The organism is Flagellimonas myxillae (assembly GCF_023502235.1).
GTDB lineage: Bacteria > Bacteroidota > Bacteroidia > Flavobacteriales > Flavobacteriaceae > Flagellimonas > Flagellimonas myxillae.
This window is the reverse complement of sequence record NZ_JAMFLY010000001.1, coordinates 1,660,242-1,679,340: the sequence shown is the minus strand read 5'-3', so window position 1 is coordinate 1,679,340 and position 19,099 is coordinate 1,660,242. Positions and strand designations below refer to the sequence as shown.

Genomic DNA, 19,099 nt, shown 5'->3' with positions numbered 1-19,099 from the left:
TTTTTTGAGTTAAAATTGTATATCAACCCCCAAGGTGGAAGAAAGAGCCTGGGGAAAGGGGTTGGTAGTATCAAGTTCAGGGTCGAATCCATCGAAATTTGAAAATAATGCCACGTTCTGAAAGTCTAGAAAGATTCTCATTTTTTGGATGGGCACCCCCGAATTCCCAGAAATGGGAAGGTCATATCCAAGATTTATGTTTTTGATCCTTAGAAACCACGATTTCTTTAATAAAAAGTCGGTTATCCCTGTTGGATTGTTACCACTGAATGGGTTAGAAGCAATTCCCGGAAGAATTCCATCCGGATTGTCAAAAGACCAAACATCCCTTGCGCTGGTCAACGTATTTGAAGGTGAAGAGTTTGACAGCCTGAAGCTATTTGGGAAAAAGCCAAAACCTCTAGGGGCACCTGCATTGCCATAGGCAAATGCACTAAATGTAAAGTTCTTGATTCTAAGGTTTGTACCAATACCAAAATTGACCCTGGGACCCCAAGTCCCTAAGTTGACAACATCGTTTTCATCCAATAATCCATCATTGTTTTGGTCAATGAACCTGACATTGCCCGGGAAAGCACCTGCCATGTGGTTCGGCACTTCTTCAAGCGATCGTATTAATCCATCAGTCTCCCATCCGTAGAAAGCATTTAAATCATCATTTGGTCCTATATAGCTGGGAAGTGGAACGTTTGGATTGCGTTCCAACCATTCAGACCTGCTAGAGGTAAAGGTAAAATTGGTGCCCCATTCAAAATTTTCAGACAATATGTTGGTGGTTCTAAGGGCTATATCAATTCCCCGTGCTCGAGTGGAACCAATATTGGTTACCACACGTCCCACAGCGTTATTTGAAGGTAATGGATCGAAGTCGATTAGATCTTTTGCCTTCTTTTCATATACTTCAAGGCTACCGCTAATTCTGTCGTTGAAAAATCCAAAATCCAGACCCATATCGATACTGGTATTTGTTTCCCATCTAAAGTCTGGATTCTCAACCTGGGATAGTACTACACCGGGTTGAACCGTATTTCCAAAGGTAAACTCTCCATTTACCGCATATAGTTGTAATGCGTTATCCGCTAAAACAACGTTGCCAACTTCTCCATAACCTACCCGAAGTTTGAGATTTGATACTTTGGAGTTGTTTAGAAATGGTTCCTCACTGATTCTCCATGCGGCAGAGATACCGGGAAATACGCCCCATTTGTTGTTGGTCGCAAAATTGCTGGCCCCATCTCGTCTAACTACTCCGTTTAGTACATACTTTCCATTGATTGTATAATTGATTCTGGCAAATTGGGAAAGCCTATTGGTTTCAAATCTAAATGAATCTTGGGTGTTCCTTAGGAGCTCATCTGCAACCCCTACGTTATCAAAGCCCAGTGCATCGGTAAAAAATCCAACTGCCTGTAAACTAAAACCGTCACCCAAAGTTTTATAAACTCCTGCTCCCAATACTGCAGAAATGGTACTATTTTCAAACGATTTGGTGTAGGTGAAATACGCCTCCCCTGTATATGCATCATTTCTGTTTGTGGCCAACTGTGCCATACCAGTTGGGAGAAGAGAATGTTCTGCTATTGAAGGAATAAAGAATTTCCTAGTGGATGTGGTCCTGTCCATACTTCCTAACAAGGACAAAGTAAGCTCATTGAACAGTTGAACATCCAACTTTGGTGTAATTGAAAATCTATTCGTGCGTAACTCATCATCAATGGTAAGAAAGGCAAGTGGGTTAACTATCAGTGTGTTGTATGTTCTAGAAAAACTGCCATCCTCTTCAAAAATGGGAATGGTGGGAGCAAATGCGTATGCCGATTGAAGCATGTTAAACTTTTCACTACCTCCTGAATTTGCTCCGGTAGAAGCATTGTTGCTGTTAATCTGGCTAAGATTGGTTTTTAAGTTAAGATTAAATCTTTCTCCAAGTTTTTGGGTAAGATTGAATCTTGCGGTGAACCTTTGAAAGTCCGAACCCTTTAAAATTGCCTCATTATCGTAATAATTAAACGAGGTATAAATCCGTGTATTCTCGGTTCCACCGTTAATGGAAAGGTTATGTTCTTGTATGAACCCAGATTTGATCAATGCGCCTACATAATCAACTCCCCTACCGGCATTTGCTATATCTCCCTGGGTAAAAAAGGGAGTAAAGCCATTAGCTGGAGCGTTTTGTGCGCCATAGGGAGCAAATTTGTTATCAAACAAGTATCTGTCAAAAGCAAGACGATTATGTTGCTGCATGAAGTTTTCAGCATCAAGAAATTCTAAGTAGTCCTTCGGCGTTTGGACTGTTGTGGACACCCGGTAGTCAACAGTTGCCTTGCCTACCCTCCCTTTCTTGGTCGTAATAAAAATTACACCATTAGCAGCTGCAGAACCATATATTGCTGTGGTACTTGCATCTTTTATCACATCCACAGACTCAATATCCGCAGGATTTATTGTTGACAAAGGACTTCGGTCCACACCTCCAAAAAAACCTAAATCAGAAGAATTTAGACTTGGTTCCGGAGAACTGTTAATAATGGGAACACCATCTACCACATAAAGGGGTTCACCGCTACCTCTAGGTGAGATATCCGCCCTAATGTTGGCGCTTACCCTAGCACCTGGTTGAGCCGTGCTTAAGCCTAAATTCAAGCCCGCAACTCTACCTTGTAGCATTTGATCTACCGAGGTATTTGCTGCTTGTCTTATATCTTCAACTTTAATATTGGCTACTGCACCGGTAGATTCTTTTAGCGTTGTGGATCCGTACCCTATTATGACTACCTCATCCAGTTGTGAAGTACTTTCTTGAAGAGTTATGGCAACATTCGACTGACCATTCCATAATACTTCTTTGGTTTCAAATCCGATATATGAAATCACTAAGGTTGCATTATCATTGGCGACCCTCAAAGAAAAGTTTCCGTCAAAATCCGTTTGTGTTCCGTTAGCAGTTCCTTTTTCCACAACGCTAGCCCCGGGGAGAGGGTTGCCAGTTTCATCAAGTACCACTCCATTAATCTCCTGCTGTAACTTTTGCTCCCCTAAAGGGGCATTCTTTTTGGTGTTGGCAATGGCTGATTGTCCAAAAAGCATTGCTAGCCCAACAGCAAATAAAATTGGCAAGAACCTTGGTTCCAGCCTATTTGAGCCATTAATTTTAAGTTTGTTTTTTTTCATAATGTTCAGTTAGTTTTTGTAAATAGTGAGCTTAGTCCCAGGGTAGTTAATAGAAGGGAACATTTATGTCAGGAAATGCTCCCTTTCCAAAAATTAACTAACTCAAAACTTATGCTGCAATTAATCCCTAAATGAGATTTAAGGAGGGGAAAGATTCAGTTTAATAGGGGGTACAATTTCATTTTCTCCATACTAACCTTATCTATTGGAATAACACGATCCTATTGATGGCGAGCCAACAATAATTCATGTAAGAGAAATGCGAAGGTTATTCTGTTTTTCTTAAAAAACTGGAGGGTGGTACGCCAAATCGTTGCTTGAAAAGTTTACTGAAGTATTTCCTGTCTGAATAGCCTACTTTGTAACAGACTTCGGTAACGGAATTGGATTGGTTTTCTAAAAGTTTTTTCGCAATCCTCAATTTATAATCCCGGATAAATTCAACCATATTCATGCCGGAGAGGGCCTTAATTTTTTTATACAGAACAGAATGGCTCATGCCCATTTCCCTAGAAAGTTGATTTGCCCCAAAATCCGGGGCATCCAGATGCGTTTCAATCAATTCTGTGAGTTTTTCCAAAAATCCTTGGTCTGTACTGTTCAATGCAAGGTCTCTTGGCAGGAGCAAGCCATCCGTGTTGAACTTCCTTCGTATCAGTTCCCTATTATGAAGAAGGCTTTTTACTTTGGCCAAGAGCAGTTCTTCACTGAATGGTTTTGTAACATAATCATCGGCACCAATCTCATAGCCCCTTAGTTTATCATCCATGGAGCTAAGTGCTGTGAGCAAAATAATGGGAATATGACTTGTCACAACACTTGATTTCAATGATCTACAAAATTTCATCCCATCCATTCCGGGCATCATAATATCACTGATTATCAAATCGGGAATCTGCTTCAGAGCAACTTTCAGTCCATTTTCTCCATTGGAAGCTTCGATTACCTTATAGTGGGCTTCCAAAACCCCGCGGACGTACCCTCTCAATTCTTCATGATCTTCAACAATCAGGACAGTTTCAACTGGATCCGAATCCATCATCTCCAACAATTCATCAATATCCTCCGGGTCTTCCAATGAGTATATAGGTTGTTGGGATGAGGGCAACACAATAGATTCCTTGGGAAAATGGTTTCTCCCAGTTGGAAGTAAAATCGTGAATTCGCTACCCTTTCCCTCAATGCTATCAACCTTTATCTCCCCACTATGAAGTTTGATGATTTCATAGGCAATTGACAGTCCTATACCGAAACCTGATTTCTCAGTAACACTATTTTGATAAAACCTGTTAAATATCTTTGACAATTTTTCTTCAGGAATACCGTCGCCAGTGTCAGAAACTCTAATACGCACTTGTTTTTTTTGGGTACTGATTTCTATTTTGATTTTTCCATTTACTGGGGTGAATTTGAATGCATTGGAAACAAGGTTTACTACGGTCTTTTCCAACTGCCTTTTATCAAACCATAGCCATATTGTGTCGTTTGTGGCAACAAACTGGAAATCTATAGCGTTGTCTATCGCCTGCTGGCCAAACGCCAGATAAATCTCTCTTATAAAGCCGACAACATCATTTTCGGAAACTTCCAGATTTATGGACCCGGATTCTAGCTTTCTAAAGTTGAGCAACTCTTCCATCAAGTTCATCAATCTGGACGCATTCTTATTAACGGTTTTGAGGCGCTTCTGGTCCTTTAAGGAAAGAGCTTCTTTTCCAAGTCCGTTTAGGGCCCCCATAATCAATGTCAAAGGGGTTCGTATTTCATGTGAGATATTCATGAAAAAACGCTGTTTTATATTGTGGACTTCCTCATTTTTTTCATTGGTAATCTGTTCCAATCTTAAATTGGCTTTCATTCGCTCCCAGGCAACCGTATACCGCCTTAGCCAATAAAGGATGAACAGCAATAGCATAGCATATAGGAAATATGCCCACCACTCGAACCAAAGTGGTTTGAGCACTTCCACTTCAATTGAAGCCTCATTATCCCCCCAATCCATTCCTTTCTCCCTTCCTATGACCCTAAAAATATAGTCCCCGCTCCTCAGGTTAGTATAAGTGGCACTGCGTTCTTCCCCAATATTTCGCCATTCAGGATCGAAATTCTCCATTTTTATCGCATATTCCATTCTTGAAGCAAATGGGAATTGCAAAGCCGAAAAGTTAAAAGTCACCACATCCTGATTGTATTTTAATGATAATTTATCAGTTAACAATATACTTTTGTCAAGAACCCCGGATGGTTCAATCGGAAGGGATTTATTGAATAATTTGAAATCGGTTATGACGATTTCCGGTGACGCAGAGGTATTCGAAATTTCGTCGGGGTTGAATGATGTGACCCCTTGTAGCCCACCAAAATATAGCGTCCCGGTGCTATCCACAAAAGAAGAATTTATATGGAATTCATCATGTAAACTTGGAAAGCTGCTGAATTTGTACTTATCATAATCAAAATTGAATACACCATCCTTGGTACCAAACCAGATTTTACCATGATTATCTTCAACAATGGACACCACTGAGGCATATCTAATTACCTCGTCATGATCAAACCTTTCCATACAGTCTTCCTTGGGATCATACCGGTTGACCCCATTCCCGGCCGTTCCAATCCATAAAAACCCCCTAGAATCCTTGAGAAGCGAGAAAGTGTTGTCCGAGCTTATTGAGTTTTCATTGTTTTCTTCGTACCTAAAGTGCCGGAATTTTTTTGTTTTGGTATCCAGTAAATTGATGCCGCCCCCAAAGGTTGCAATCCATAAATGCCGGCCGTCCTTTGCTAACGAAACAATATTATTACTGCTTAAAGAATTTATCTTTTCACTTTGTTTGGTATAGTGCGCAAATTCATTGGTTTCAGTATCCAGATAACTCAATCCACCTTCCCAAGAGGCAATCCAAAAGTTTTTCCTATGGTCTTCAACGATATATCTGATGTCATTATATTTTAATGCACTATGCTCATTTTCATTATTAAAACTTTTCAATATTCTTCCATTGGAATCAATATTTATCAAGCCCCTTGTAAAAGTCCCAAGCCATAAAGTGCCGTCTGTAGCCTCCATAATATGCTGCACGTAGCTTGCACCCAAATCATTTTCTTTAAGTAAGTGCGTAGTGCCGGATGGGCTTTCATGTATGGTCAACCCCTTACCATCAAGCCCCATTAGTAACTTATCAGATGTTTTGTAGATTGATAGCACGGGAGAAGTACTCTCCCCCTCAATATCGCTTAGAATAATGTTGAAGTTATTGGTTCTGCTCAAGTAGTTTATACCATTCCAAGCGGTACCAACCCAAATGTTGGTTTGAACATCAATGAATATGTCAAAAATGGCATTACCAGACAATGAAGATGCTACTTGGGAATTGTGAACATACCTTGCGACCGTGGGATTGTCGCCATTGGGGTTGTTGATGCGCATTAGACCATCGCCATCCGTTCCAATCCAAAAATCTCCATCCTTATCCCTTCTGATTGTTCGAATTATTTTGACACTTTTTTCATTGCTCAATTGATCCCCTAAAAAATCCGAGACACGTTTTCCCTCAATATCTAACAATAATAAGCCGGAACCACTTGTGCCAACCAAAAATTCATTATTATCGAACTTTGCAATGGTGTGTATAAAATTCAAATTTGCATTGTCCCATAGAATATCCTCTAAAATCTGATTTTCTTGATTATAAAATTTAAGCCCATCGCCAAATGTCCCTATAAGCAGTCCTCGTTCAGTTTCTAAAAAACAAGTAACTCCACTTGAGAAGCTGTTCAGCCACGAAATGAACTTTTTGGATTCTTTATCGAAAAGACAAAATCCATTTTCTGTACCGATCCAAATATTACCTTTGGAATCCTCATAAAGTACATTGATCTTGTTAGAGGGAATGGAGGTTTTATCATTTGGGTCACTTCGAAAGACATCAAAATCATCACTAATGTTATCATAAAGATGCAGGCCGCCATCACTTGTTGCAATCCACATTTTTTTGGTAGAGTCAATTAAGATGTCCGTAATATCATTTGAGGCCAGATTACTATTCTGTTGGTTGTATATTTTTATATCAAGGCCATCATAACGGTTAAGGCCATTGTTTGTACCTATCCAAACAAACCCTTCAGATTCCTTTACAATTGAATTGATTCTATTATTCGACAATCCATTGGTCCGGTCAATCTTATCAAAGACTGGTTGTGACTGCCCAAAACTGCATAGTACAGAAACCCAAAATACTATTCCCGATAAGTATACTGATCTAATCATGTCTGGTCATAATACAATTAAATCTCAAAGCTAAGTATCTGTAAGTCATATGAATTCCTCTCAAAATGAACATTTCCAAACCAACTATTACAAAACATTTACCTTAGTATTGATTTTGTGCCTTTGAAAGCATAGATGTCTATCAAACCCCATGTAACATTATTGAATTCGCCTTTCATCCTATGTTTGCGGTCTAAAATCATTCACTACAACTTCGCATTCAATTTCTGTATAGAGACTTTCCCCATCATATTGAGACACATATTTGCTTTTCAGGTTTTGCATTCTCTTCGTTGGGATGTCTGTAATAAAGTTAAAGCTTTTGAAATCAGAACATATTACGCAATATGCTCCAAGTTTATTTTGCGTTTTTGTTATTGCCATGTTATAATTTCATTCGACCTTGCGATACCGACCAGCAATTCCAATGTAATATTAGGATTCTCTGATCGGTGAATTTTTAAAACAAACCTGTAAAAAAACAGATGACTTGATGGGATATCAATTGATTTAATAAGGGGGAAGGATTCATTTTTATTGATTCATGCCAAATCAACGAACGATTCAATTAATCTGTAAGAATATCAAAAAATATTTCGGACTTATTTCCGCCTTTGAAGTTCAATAGGCATAATGAAGCGCAAAGTTTAACAGAGGATAATCCTACTGAAATGGGGATTCTATGCTAATGATCCAACGTTTTTATCGCTAATAGTGTTAAGAGTCAATCGTAAATCTTTCTTTAAAACAAATTTATTGGCAACTTTATCGAAAACATAGGATAGTTCATAGGAGAACAGCTCAGTTTCGAGTGATAAGTGATAGCTTTACCTTAAATTGTAGCCACGTAGTTATTTACAGAAAACCAAAACTTTTCTTACTCAACCCAATCCAAACCAATGAATAAACAGCCCCTACTAGTTGCTTTATTTCTTTCGATTGTATTTTTAAACGGCCAGGATTTAAAATATGTCCAAGAAGATTTTATAAAGCTGAATTTTTTAATTGATGATGGTGAAGGTTTTGGGAGCAGCATGGCCTATGAAGACAATATTTTGGTCATTGGGGCACCCGATCATTTTGTGGATGGCCTAGGGGACAAAGGCGCAGTTTATGTATTTGAGAGGATTGGAGCAGAATGGGTAAAAACAGCTAAGTTAATTGGCACCAACGATTTGCACGAAAAATTTGGGTCCGATGTTGCAATTAGTAATGGGACCATTGTTGTTGGAGCATATTGGGACGACGAAAATGGAAATTCCTCAGGGTCTGCTTTTGTGTTTGATAAGCAGGGTGACTCGTGGGTATTGAACACCAAGCTTATTCCAGCTGATAATACATTAGCTGATTTTTTCGGAAGGTCTGTGACCATTGTTGATGATATTATCGCGGTTGGCGCACAGCTGGATGATGATACGGGAAATAATTCCGGGTCAGTTTACATATATACCCGTGACAATGGTGTCTGGACCGAGAGCGAAAAATTAACTGCTTCTGACGGGGTAGAATCGTTGGGCTTTGGTTCCTCTCTAGATATGGAAGGTAATACCCTGGTGGTTGGAAGCCGGGGAAATCCGTATGTATACCAATTGGAAAATGGGAATTGGATTGAGACAAAACTCGATCTTTATTCTAGCATAACCAGAGATTTGGACGGAAGGGTAGTTTCAATTTCCAACAATACCATTGCTTATGGCGTAAATACGGAGGTTTCAATTGTGGAGAAAGTCGGCGATGATTGGACTGCACCAGTTGTTATAAAGCCCAGTAACACCCAATACGTAGAGAATTTTGGTCTTTCTTTAGATTTGGAAGGCGATCTATTGGTGGTTGGGGCGTCATTATCCAATTTTCTGGGTCTGTATTCGGGATCGGTACATATTTTTTCAAAAGAAGGAAACGTTTGGGAAGAAAAGGAAATTTTGTTTGCGGATAACGGTGGTCTTGGCGACCAATTTGGGTCTTCCGTGGTTATTACGGCCAATGCCATTATAGGAGGCGCTCCGGGCGAAGACAGTCCTGATGAAGATCATCCGGATGTAGACGACAATGTACCTTCATTGCATAGCGGGGCAGCGTATTCATTTATGATAGACACAGATGGTGATGGGGTGGTCGATAGTGTCGAAGATGCCGATGGAACTGACAAAACTGATACTTGTGATTTTCTATGGAACAATCAGAAAGCAATCCCCGATGATGATTGGATGGTTATGGACTGCGATTTGGATGGCTTGGCCAATATAGCAGAATATAATAATGGCATGAATCCGGTGGATGCAGATACTGATGGGGATGGGGTGGACGATCTAGCGGATATTGAGAATCCTTTAGATCCTTGTCTGCCCATTCAACCGGAGAATTATACCGGCTATAATGCCAATAACCCCATTTGGGCAGCTGCTGACTGCGATGGTGATGGGGTTTTGAACGGAGAAGAATTTGAAAATGGCTCAAATCCTTATGTAAGCCCAATTTCATTGGATGTCGTTGTAAATAGTAGTACGTGTAATGGAGCCGATGACGCTTCCATTAGAGTAGATATAACCGGAGGTGATCCGCCCTTCACATACCATTTGCTTGACGAAAACGGTAATACCCTTGTCAGTGTAACGGACAACCTATTTGAAAACCTACCTCCCGGAAACTATTCGGTAAGGGTCATTGACGATGTAGGGGATACGAATGAAAGCAATATCATCGCAATTTCAGAACCAGATGAAATTTCCATTATAACAACAGTTTCCGAAATTGGTTGTTGGGGATCAAATTACGGAATTATCGAAGTCACAGCTTCAGGAGGTGTGGCCCCATATCAATATGGGATAAATGGGAATGAACTTACCAACGCGAACTTATTTTCAGGGCTACCTTCGGGTAGCTATGATGTTAGGGTGGTCGACTCCAATGGGTGTGAAACCAATGCCTCGGTCGAGGTAAACCTACCGCCAGCTTTGGAGTTAGTTGAAATAGCGACAACCAACGTATCCTGTATGGGGCTGAATGATGGAAGCTTGACCATTACCGGCATAGGTGGACAAACTCCCCATAGATATAGTCTAGATGGGGTGACCTATGTTGAAGAAAAAACATTTTCCGGACTTACGGCAGGCCTGTATATAGTATTCTTAAAAGACCAAACCGATTGTATTCAAATTGAAACGCAAATTCTGATTGAGGAACCAACCGATACAGATTTTGACAACGACGGAATAGGGGATTCTTGCGATGAAGATATTGACGGAGATGGGGTATTGAATGAAAATGACCTATGCCCTGATACAGTTCTCGGCGCAACAGTAAATGTTGACGGATGTGAGATCTTCAGTCTGCCACCCAATAATTTTACCATTCAGACAGTTGGTGAATCTTGTAGGGATAGTAATAATGGGAGTATCAAAATAGAAGCATTGGAAGCTTATAATTACACGGCAGTATTGACTGGAGGTGCTATTAATCAAACTCTTGCTTTCACAACGGCTGTGGACTTTGACGGATTGTCGGCTGGTGTTTACGAAGTATGTATAACCGTGGAGGAGGAGCCTGCATATAGCAAGTGTTTTATGCTGAATATTTCAGAGCCTGAACCCTTATCGGTATTCGCCCAGGTGAATCTTACAGGAAAGACGGTAACCCTTAATTTAAATGGGGGTAAGTATTATAATATCCAATTGAATGGCACAACCTACCAGACAGGTGACAATGCAATTACCCTCCCTTTAACACAACCGGAAAATGCTCTAATTGTAAAAACAGGTAAAGAATGTCAGGGAGTTTATGAGGATTTAATTTCAATATCAAATGAAATGGTGGTATTTCCCAACCCCATTACAAAAGGAGATATTACCATTAATTTAAGTGGAATTCCAGATGGAAAGATTCAAACAGCCTTGTTTACTAATGACGGAAAGTTGGTAAGGCAAAAAGAGCATGAAGCTGCAAATTCAATCGTCAAAATAAATATGGATGGATTGCCCTCTGGTGTTTACTCATTGCATATTAAAAATGGGATAAAGTCGTATTCCAGAAAAATAATTAAAAAGTAATTATGGGGGATTTGAGTCGCGTTTTTCTTTTAATAAGTGCCCTTGCCATGTTTTCCTGTGGGGGTTCCATAGAACCTGTTGCACAAGACAAAGCGGAGGACCCCTTACCAGCCACTTTAATTTTTCCCGAGAACAATTCGGAGTGTAAGGAGGGAACCGTTATCAATGACCAACAAAGCACGATTACCTTTCAATGGGAAGCCTCGACAAATACCGATTCCTATACGGTTCACATAACAAATCTTGAAACCACGTCGGAAACTATTAAGGATGTGCATACCAACGAAGCTGAAATTACCCTTGATAGGTCAACGCCATACAAATGGTACGTAACATCAGAATCGAACAGCAGTGAAGTCGTTGCCCAAAGTGCTACATGGAAGTTTTATAATGCAGGCAATGGAGAAGTGAGCCATGCCCCTTTTCCAGCGGAAGCGGTGAACCCCGAAATGGGGGAAAGCATTGACCTTGAAACTGGCACGGTCAACTTAACATGGGAAGGAAATGATATCGACGGGGATATTGTGGAGTTTGAAATCTTTTATGGTTCAAATAATCCCCCAACAACCAGTTTAGGCGTGTTGACCGAAAGCAATTTGGGAGCAGAAATCAGTGCTGGGCAAACGTATTATTGGTATGTGAGAACTTTCGATTCCCAAGGAAACATTTCCGAATCCGACACCTTTGAGTTTAAGGTGAATTAGATTTTCTTTACCATCAATTGGCCGTGACCAAGCATTGCAGATGTAATTTGCTCTAAGCTGCATTCAAATTCCGAACTGTTTTGCTTAAGGAGCTTCAAAAGTTCAAATTATGGATTTGGGCTGTATGACGTTTTTAGTGATAAGAATTTTGTTGTTTTTTGATACGGCGATAATACTTACCCATTTTTATTCATTTGTAATCCGAACTCTCTTTTCTGCGATTACATTTTTGACATCCTGGTATTACTAGTTTTTTAATGCTATCATAACTCGAAGTGAGGAGGATTAAAGGAATGCAAAGCCCACCCTTTAAATTGTTAAAAAGCAAATAGTTACTGCATTTTTTGTACCTTATAGTCAAAGTGCGCTGAAACCTTCTTCGGTTTGTTGCCTACAGCTTATATTCCATCCCAAAAACAATATAGGCAGTTGGATTTAGAATTAAATAGGAAACTCTTAAATTTCGGATAATGAAAAAAGTTCTGCTTGTTTCGATGCTGCTGACACTTTGCATTCCCATTTTGTCCTGTGGGGGCGATGGGGATGAAGAAGACGGGATTAATTTTTCCGATTGCTCCCTCAACGGACCAAATTTTTCAATATCGGATGTGACTGGAAACTGGACCGCTACGCAGGCCAATTTTGATATTCCAGGAACGTCGGAACAAATTGACGTTGTTGCCGAGGGCGGTACGGTTACGCTCAATATCCAGGGCAATGGTGGATTTACGCTGTTGATTACGGAAAGTGGGGCGGCAAGCGAATCAACAACAGGAGATTTGGCATTTTGTGAAGGATTATTTACCGTTCGGTACGATGATGCACCCAACGAACTCGAAACCTTACAGGGCTCGGTTAGCGATGGTATTTTTACAATTACCGGACCTGTTGAATATGATGTGGATGGTGATGGTAGTGATGACCAGGCTTTTGTAATCTTGCGAATGGAAAGAAGCTAATTAAGCGAACCTTTCCCAAATAAAGTTCATCAGCGGAATCAATCCGAGTTACCCAATTTGGAATTTGTGGGATTGATTTTGGTCCTGGATTCCATTGAGGGTTGATCTATGCAACTTACCAAAAGGCCCAGGATATTGGAATATGGCAAACGATGGTTATAGAATTCCAATAGCTTGATGCCGGATTAAACACTTTTTTTAGAAAATTTAAATTTTGTTGTGAAAAGAATAACATTTGGTACAGAAGTTGTTTGGTTTCATTGACTACTTTTGATGAAATCACCTACTAAAACCAACCAACAAATGAACCGAAAAAAGCTTCTGCTCATTGCTTCCCCCCTTGTCCTGATTATTCTTTTATTCTCTTTTTTTTCTTCAGGTTCCGAAGACAATGTTTCGGTGACCACAAAAGTGAAAAAGGGAGTATTTTTAGATGAAGTCGTAATTTCTGGTGAAGCACAGTCCACCAGTTTAAAAAAAATCAACGGGCCAACGGATATAAGAAAGTACCGCTTGAACAATGTCAAGATACAGGACTTGATTCCCGAGGGAACGGTTATCAAAAAAGGGGATTATGTAGGCAGACTTGATCCATCTGAACTCAATGGACAGATAATTGATGCTCAGCTCAATTTGGAAAATGCGCAGTCCAAATTTACGCAAGAACAATTGGACACCACCTTAACCCTAAAACAAGAGCGAACGGCCATTAAGGACCTCGAGTTTACACTGGCCGAGGATAGGCTGGAGCTTGAACGCTCCGTTTATGAGCCTCCCAGCACCATCAAACAACTTGAAATAAAGATCGAAAGGGCAAAACGGGATCTTAAGGAGAAAAAAGAGGATTATCAGATCAAAAAACGTAAGGCCATTGCCAAAATGGTTGAAGTGGGTACGGAAGTGTCCAAAATCCAAAAGCAATTGGAAGACCTGACCACGCTGCAAAGGTCGTTTACCATTCGTTCTGACGCCAACGGTATGGTCACGTATGCAAAAAACTGGGATGGTTCCAAAAGAAAAGTGGGATCAAGCATAAGTCCATGGGACCCAACTATAGCGACTTTACCTGATCTCACTAAAATGGAATCCAAGACCTATGCCAATGAGGTGGACATCCGTAAGATTATTAAGGAACAAGAGGTTTCCATTGGGTTTGACGCATTTCCTGAAGTAACCATAAGTGGGGTGGTTACCAATGTGGCCAATGTGGGAGAGAAGAAACGTGGGTCGGATATAAACCTGTTCCAGGTATTGATCAAGTTCAACGAAACCAACGACAATATCCGCCCGGGTATGACCACTTCCAATAAGATTCTTATCGGGAAAGAGGAGGACGTCCTTATTGTTCCCCTCGAGGCCATTTTTTCAAAAGATTCCATAAGCTACGTTTATACCAAATCTGGCCTTTCGGTAGTAAAAAAGGAAGTGGAACTTGGCAGTTCCAATGTGGATGAGGTTGTTGTCCAAAAGGGTTTGGAAGAAAACGACATCGTATACCTGAACAAACCCGAGGGACTGGAAGATAAGAATATCCAATCATTGGAATGATGGATAGAATATTCCTGGACAAGCTTAAGTCCAATTTTAGTGAGGCCCTACGGGTCATAGCCATCAACAAAGTCAGGACATTCCTTACAGCACTTGGTATCATATTTGGCGTTGCGGCCGTAATAACCATGTTGGCCATTGGTAACGGAGCCGAGAAAGAGATATTGGCACAATTGGAATTGGTGGGTGTAAACAATATCGTAATTACCCCCATACCCGACGAGGAAGATGAAGGTGCCGATGACGAGGATGAGAATGCTAGTGCTGGCGCGATGGAGACCAAAAGGTTTTCCAAAGGACTTGATATGTTGGATGTAATAAGCATCGAGAACCATATTCCAACGGTAAAAAAGACCAGCCCAGAAATTATTTTGGACACCTATGTCATCAATAGGGGAAAGCAGAACAATGTAAAGCTTATTGGGATTACCAACGATTTCTTCGAGACCGCAAATATACATTTGGGCCGGGGCAGCAAGTTTTCGGATCAACAACTGATCGGTGCCATGCCAGTTTGTATCATTGGCGAGAAGGTGGAAAAAAAGCTTTTCACAGGGGAAAGCGCATTGGGAAAACAAATCAAGGTCAAGGATGTATGGCTCAAAGTAATCGGAATAATTGAGGAAAAATTGATTTCGGAAACGGCTCAGGAAAATCTCGGAATTCGGGATCTTAACCAAGATGTATATGTCCCCATTAAAACCTTTTTGGTACGATACAAGGACCGGAAAATCATCACCGATAAGGCCATCGATTACAATCAAATTATAGGACAACGGCAGGGCGGACCACAAAAGCGGATTCCCAGGGGCAACTACCACCAGATAGATAGATTGACCGTGCAGGTCAACAACTCCTCGGAACTCAAGGCCACCGCCGAGGTCATCAGCAAAATGCTAAAAAGAAAGCACAATGATGTTCTAGATTTTGAAATCTCCATCCCCATAAATCTTCTAAAACAACAACAGAAGACGAAGCAGATTTTCAATATTGTACTGAGTATCATAGCAGGAATTTCACTTTTGATCGGGGGAATAGGCATCATGAACATTATGCTGGCATCGGTTCTTGAACGTACCAAGGAGATAGGCATTATACGTGCCATAGGTGCAACGCGTGAGGATGTGATTTGGCAGTTTTTGTCCGAATCCATTTTGATCAGTCTAGGAGGAGGAATAATAGGAGTAGTGCTGGGTATAATAGCCTCTTTCAGCTTGGAGAGATTGACCGGTATTGAGACCATTCTCACCACAGGTTCTATTCTGCTATCATTTTTTGTAGCGACCCTGGTGGGGCTGGTGTTTGGTGTTTTTCCAGCGCGTTCTGCAGCGAACAAAAGACCCATTGAAGCCATCAGACAAGAATAATAATGGTTTCATAATGTCCATATTCTATAAATCCTATCTATGAAAAAAATCCTGTTTTTACTTACCGTTAGCCTTTGCATGTCGGGATATGCCCAAAAAAGGGAGGTAAAGTTGACCGAGGCCATTCATTTAGCCCAAAGCAATTCTCCAGAATACCAAGCTCTCGTAAACACCACCCAAAGGCAGTATTGGAGGTACAGAAATTATCTTGCCAGTTTTTTGCCCGGACTCAGTTTAAACCTTTCACCGACCTATGCCAACTCAGTGAACAGGATTACCAACGATTTGGGGCAGGATATTTTTGTAAGCCAGAACCAATCCATTATTGATGCGGGACTCAGCCTAACCCAACAGGTTCCCTATACGGGTGGGATATTTGCTGTGAATTCCCAACTTCAGCGAATTGATAGGTTTGGGGATAACAATTCCACTAGTTATTCCGTGGTTCCTTTTTCGATAAGTTATTTCCAGAACTCCGTGTTTTACAATCCATTTAAATGGGACAAAAAAATAGAACCCTTGATGTACGAGGAGTCCAAGAGGGAGTTTATTGAAAGGATGGAAGACATATCCTTGACCACATGTAGGCGGTATTTTGACCTATTAAAGGCCCAAGAACAGCTGCAAATTGCCAAAAGGAACCTCTCCAATCAGGACACCTTGTTGCAGATAGCGAAGGGTAGGTTCGATATTGGAAAAATTGCCGAAAACGACCTTTTACAAATGGAATTAAGGCACCTAAATTCGCAGAATACAGTTACCACCAACGAAATTACATTCAAAAGGGCTTCCCAGGACTTGGCCAGGTTCTTGAACCTGGATACCGAGGATTTGGCATTGTACGAGCCGGAAGAACTTACTCAATTCAGTGTTAGTGTGGAAAAGGCTTTGGAAGAAGCTTATGACAATAGGAAATCGGTCATAGAATTTAGGAGAAGAAGGTTGGAAATGGAAAAGCAGTTGGCCGAGGCAAGGGGCAACAATCGACTGCGCTTACGGGTAAACGCGAATTTTGGACTCAATGGGCAATCGGATGATTACAACACGCTCTTCCAGGATTATGACCAGCAGCAGAATATTAGCGCGAGGCTCGAAATCCCAATTTTTGATTGGGGAGTTTCCAAATCCAAGAGAAAAATGGCCGAAGCAGACCTTGATTTGACCGATACGAACATTAAACAGGAGCGGCAGGCGTTTGAGCAGGAAATATATCTCCATACCTTAAACTGGTCCAATCAAAGAGGGTTTCTTGTCACTGCGGAGAAAGCCAAAGAAGTGGCACTCAAGCGTTATGAGATTACCAAAAAACGCTACGTACTGGGTAAGATCACGATTACTGACCTAAACTTGGCGCAACAAGAAAAGGACAAGGCCATTATCGATTATCTGAATTCATTGGAACGGTTTTGGTCGGATTACTACCTGTTGAGAAAATTGACACTTTTCGATTTTATAGCCGATCAGAAAATAACAGTGGACGAATTGGTGTTCGATTAACGATTTCAGGATTTGTTGAACAGCTTTGTTTGACAAAGAAAACCTTGTTTTCTAATAAAATCGATGTCGTATTAAATCTGATAGGGCCTGACCATTGAAATTTGAATCGGAATCTCATAATATAATTTCAAGCCTGTCTGAACCTTTTTTGGAAAACTCGTCTTGCTGAATTTCCGTACCCCAAACATAGACACTTTGGAGGTTTTGCATGGACGAAAACACAGGAATCGATTTTTGGGTGATTTTAGTCTGGTACAGATTTAAAGATTCCAAATTTTGTAGCGTTGAAAGATGGCCTACCCCGATATCGGTTATCGGATTTTTCTCCAGACGTAGTTTTCTTAGATTTTCGAAGGTGGCGATAGTTTTTAAGTCGTCATCATTCACCTTGTTATCCGGTAGGGACAACCATATGATATTGCTCTTAATTAAAGCCAGTTCCCTGATCATGCCCGGCATGGTAGTAGCCGTAATCTTCGGATTGTTCGACGTCACGGCCACATCAAACAAATTTGTGCCAGCCACCAATTCCCGTATTTTAAACCCATAATCTTGGAGTTTATTTAGGGTAGAATCAGCTACCACTGGACCAGGGGCGAGCATTAGTTCACCGGGATTGGGGGTTAGGCCCAACATGGTGCTAGCGATGGTTTGTACCTCCTCAGATACCTCAAGTTCACCCATTTTAGTTTCAAAACTGCCATTTCCAGTTTGTATCCAAAAATTCAAAATGGCAATCTCTTCTTCGGTCAAGGGTGTTTTACCTTCTGGAGGCATAACTTCCTCATCTTCTGGGTTTAGGAGAACCCTGCGTATCATTTCGGATGCTGACGGATTACCGGCTACAAACGCTGGTCCCGATTCTCCTCCTTTTAATAGGGACTCCACATTGGCGAAAGAGAGTTTGCCCTTCTTTTTTGAAGCATTGTGGCAGCTAACGCATTTATCTTCTAAAATAGGATCGACCAGATAAGCAAACACTCCGGCCTCCTCAACAGTCGCCACAGGTGCCAATTTTTCCTTCTTAAATTGACCAAATGGAAGGTAAGCGGTCAAATAGTCGGCGCCATGTGTGAGATTGCCTCCATAATGACCCGTGATTCCCACCAAAACTATCACAACTGTCAGCGTGATCAAATAGGGTTTTCCGTGTTGCAATTTTGGTATGGTCACTTTGTTGGCACTGATCAGCCAGGCCATAAAGGCGATAATTGTGGTAATGATGCCGAACCAAAAGTGGATATCCAAAGCGCCTTGCTCGTAGTCCCCGCTCAGTGAAAGTAGATAGCCCAAAATACAGGCAACCAACGCACTAATTGCCCCCAATAGCAATGCCAAGGGTACCACAATAGCCAAAGCTGGATTCTTTTTCCAACGGCTCAATACCTCAAGAATAAAAGCGAAAAGTAAAAACCCAATGGGGAGGTGCACCACCATCGGATGGAATCTTCCTAAGAACAAAATAATGTCCGATGTTTCATTCATTTAATCGCTTGTTAGGTATTTTCTTTGATGCTTCAAATTGCGACTGATGGGT

At 40.9% G+C, this 19,099-nt stretch carries 9 protein-coding genes; 6 read left to right on the top strand and 3 right to left on the bottom strand.

Annotated elements, in window-relative coordinates:
- Positions 1-9: 9 nt before the first annotated feature.
- Together M3P07_RS07520 and M3P07_RS07515 are read right to left on the bottom strand one after the other, a co-directional pair.
- Entirely contained in the window at positions 10-3,171 is a 3,162-nt protein-coding gene (locus M3P07_RS07520) for a SusC/RagA family TonB-linked outer membrane protein (protein ID WP_249969282.1), read from the bottom strand.
- 268 nt (positions 3,172-3,439) lie between these two features.
- Entirely contained in the window at positions 3,440-7,441 is a 4,002-nt protein-coding gene (locus tag M3P07_RS07515; protein WP_249969281.1) for a hybrid sensor histidine kinase/response regulator transcription factor, read from the bottom strand.
- Positions 7,442-8,340: 899 nt separating this feature from the next.
- Between M3P07_RS07515 and M3P07_RS07510 the strand changes: the two genes are divergently transcribed.
- From M3P07_RS07510 to M3P07_RS07485, 6 genes are all read left to right on the top strand, one after another.
- Positions 8,341-11,487 carry a T9SS type A sorting domain-containing protein gene (locus M3P07_RS07510; RefSeq protein ID WP_249969280.1) on the top strand — a complete coding sequence of 1,049 codons (3,147 nt, stop codon included), beginning with the start codon at positions 8,341-8,343 and terminating at the stop codon, positions 11,485-11,487.
- A 2-nt stretch (positions 11,488-11,489) separates the two neighbouring features.
- On the top strand, positions 11,490-12,191 hold the full coding sequence (locus M3P07_RS07505; RefSeq protein WP_249969279.1) for a fibronectin type III domain-containing protein: 702 nt from the start codon (positions 11,490-11,492) through the stop codon (positions 12,189-12,191).
- 470 nt (positions 12,192-12,661) lie between these two features.
- On the top strand, positions 12,662-13,150 hold the full coding sequence (locus M3P07_RS07500; RefSeq protein ID WP_249969278.1) for a hypothetical protein: 489 nt from the start codon (positions 12,662-12,664) through the stop codon (positions 13,148-13,150).
- A 303-nt stretch (positions 13,151-13,453) separates the two neighbouring features.
- Positions 13,454-14,698, top strand: coding sequence for an efflux RND transporter periplasmic adaptor subunit (locus tag M3P07_RS07495; protein WP_249969277.1), 1,245 nt, complete (start codon positions 13,454-13,456; stop codon positions 14,696-14,698).
- The gene (locus M3P07_RS07490) at positions 14,695-16,065 is read left to right on the top strand and encodes an ABC transporter permease (protein ID WP_249969276.1); all 1,371 of its coding nucleotides are present in this window, start codon (positions 14,695-14,697) and stop codon (positions 16,063-16,065) included. The genes M3P07_RS07495 and M3P07_RS07490 overlap by 4 nt, the downstream gene beginning before the upstream one ends.
- A 39-nt stretch (positions 16,066-16,104) precedes the next feature.
- Positions 16,105-17,562 (top strand): TolC family protein, encoded by a 1,458-nt coding sequence (locus tag M3P07_RS07485; protein WP_249969275.1) that lies wholly within the window; start codon positions 16,105-16,107, stop codon positions 17,560-17,562.
- Between the two features lie 114 nt (positions 17,563-17,676).
- Here the strand turns inward: M3P07_RS07485 and M3P07_RS07480 are convergent, their stop codons facing one another.
- Positions 17,677-19,047, bottom strand: coding sequence for a c-type cytochrome domain-containing protein (locus tag M3P07_RS07480; protein WP_249969274.1), 1,371 nt, complete (start codon positions 19,045-19,047; stop codon positions 17,677-17,679).
- Positions 19,048-19,099 lie beyond the last annotated feature (52 nt).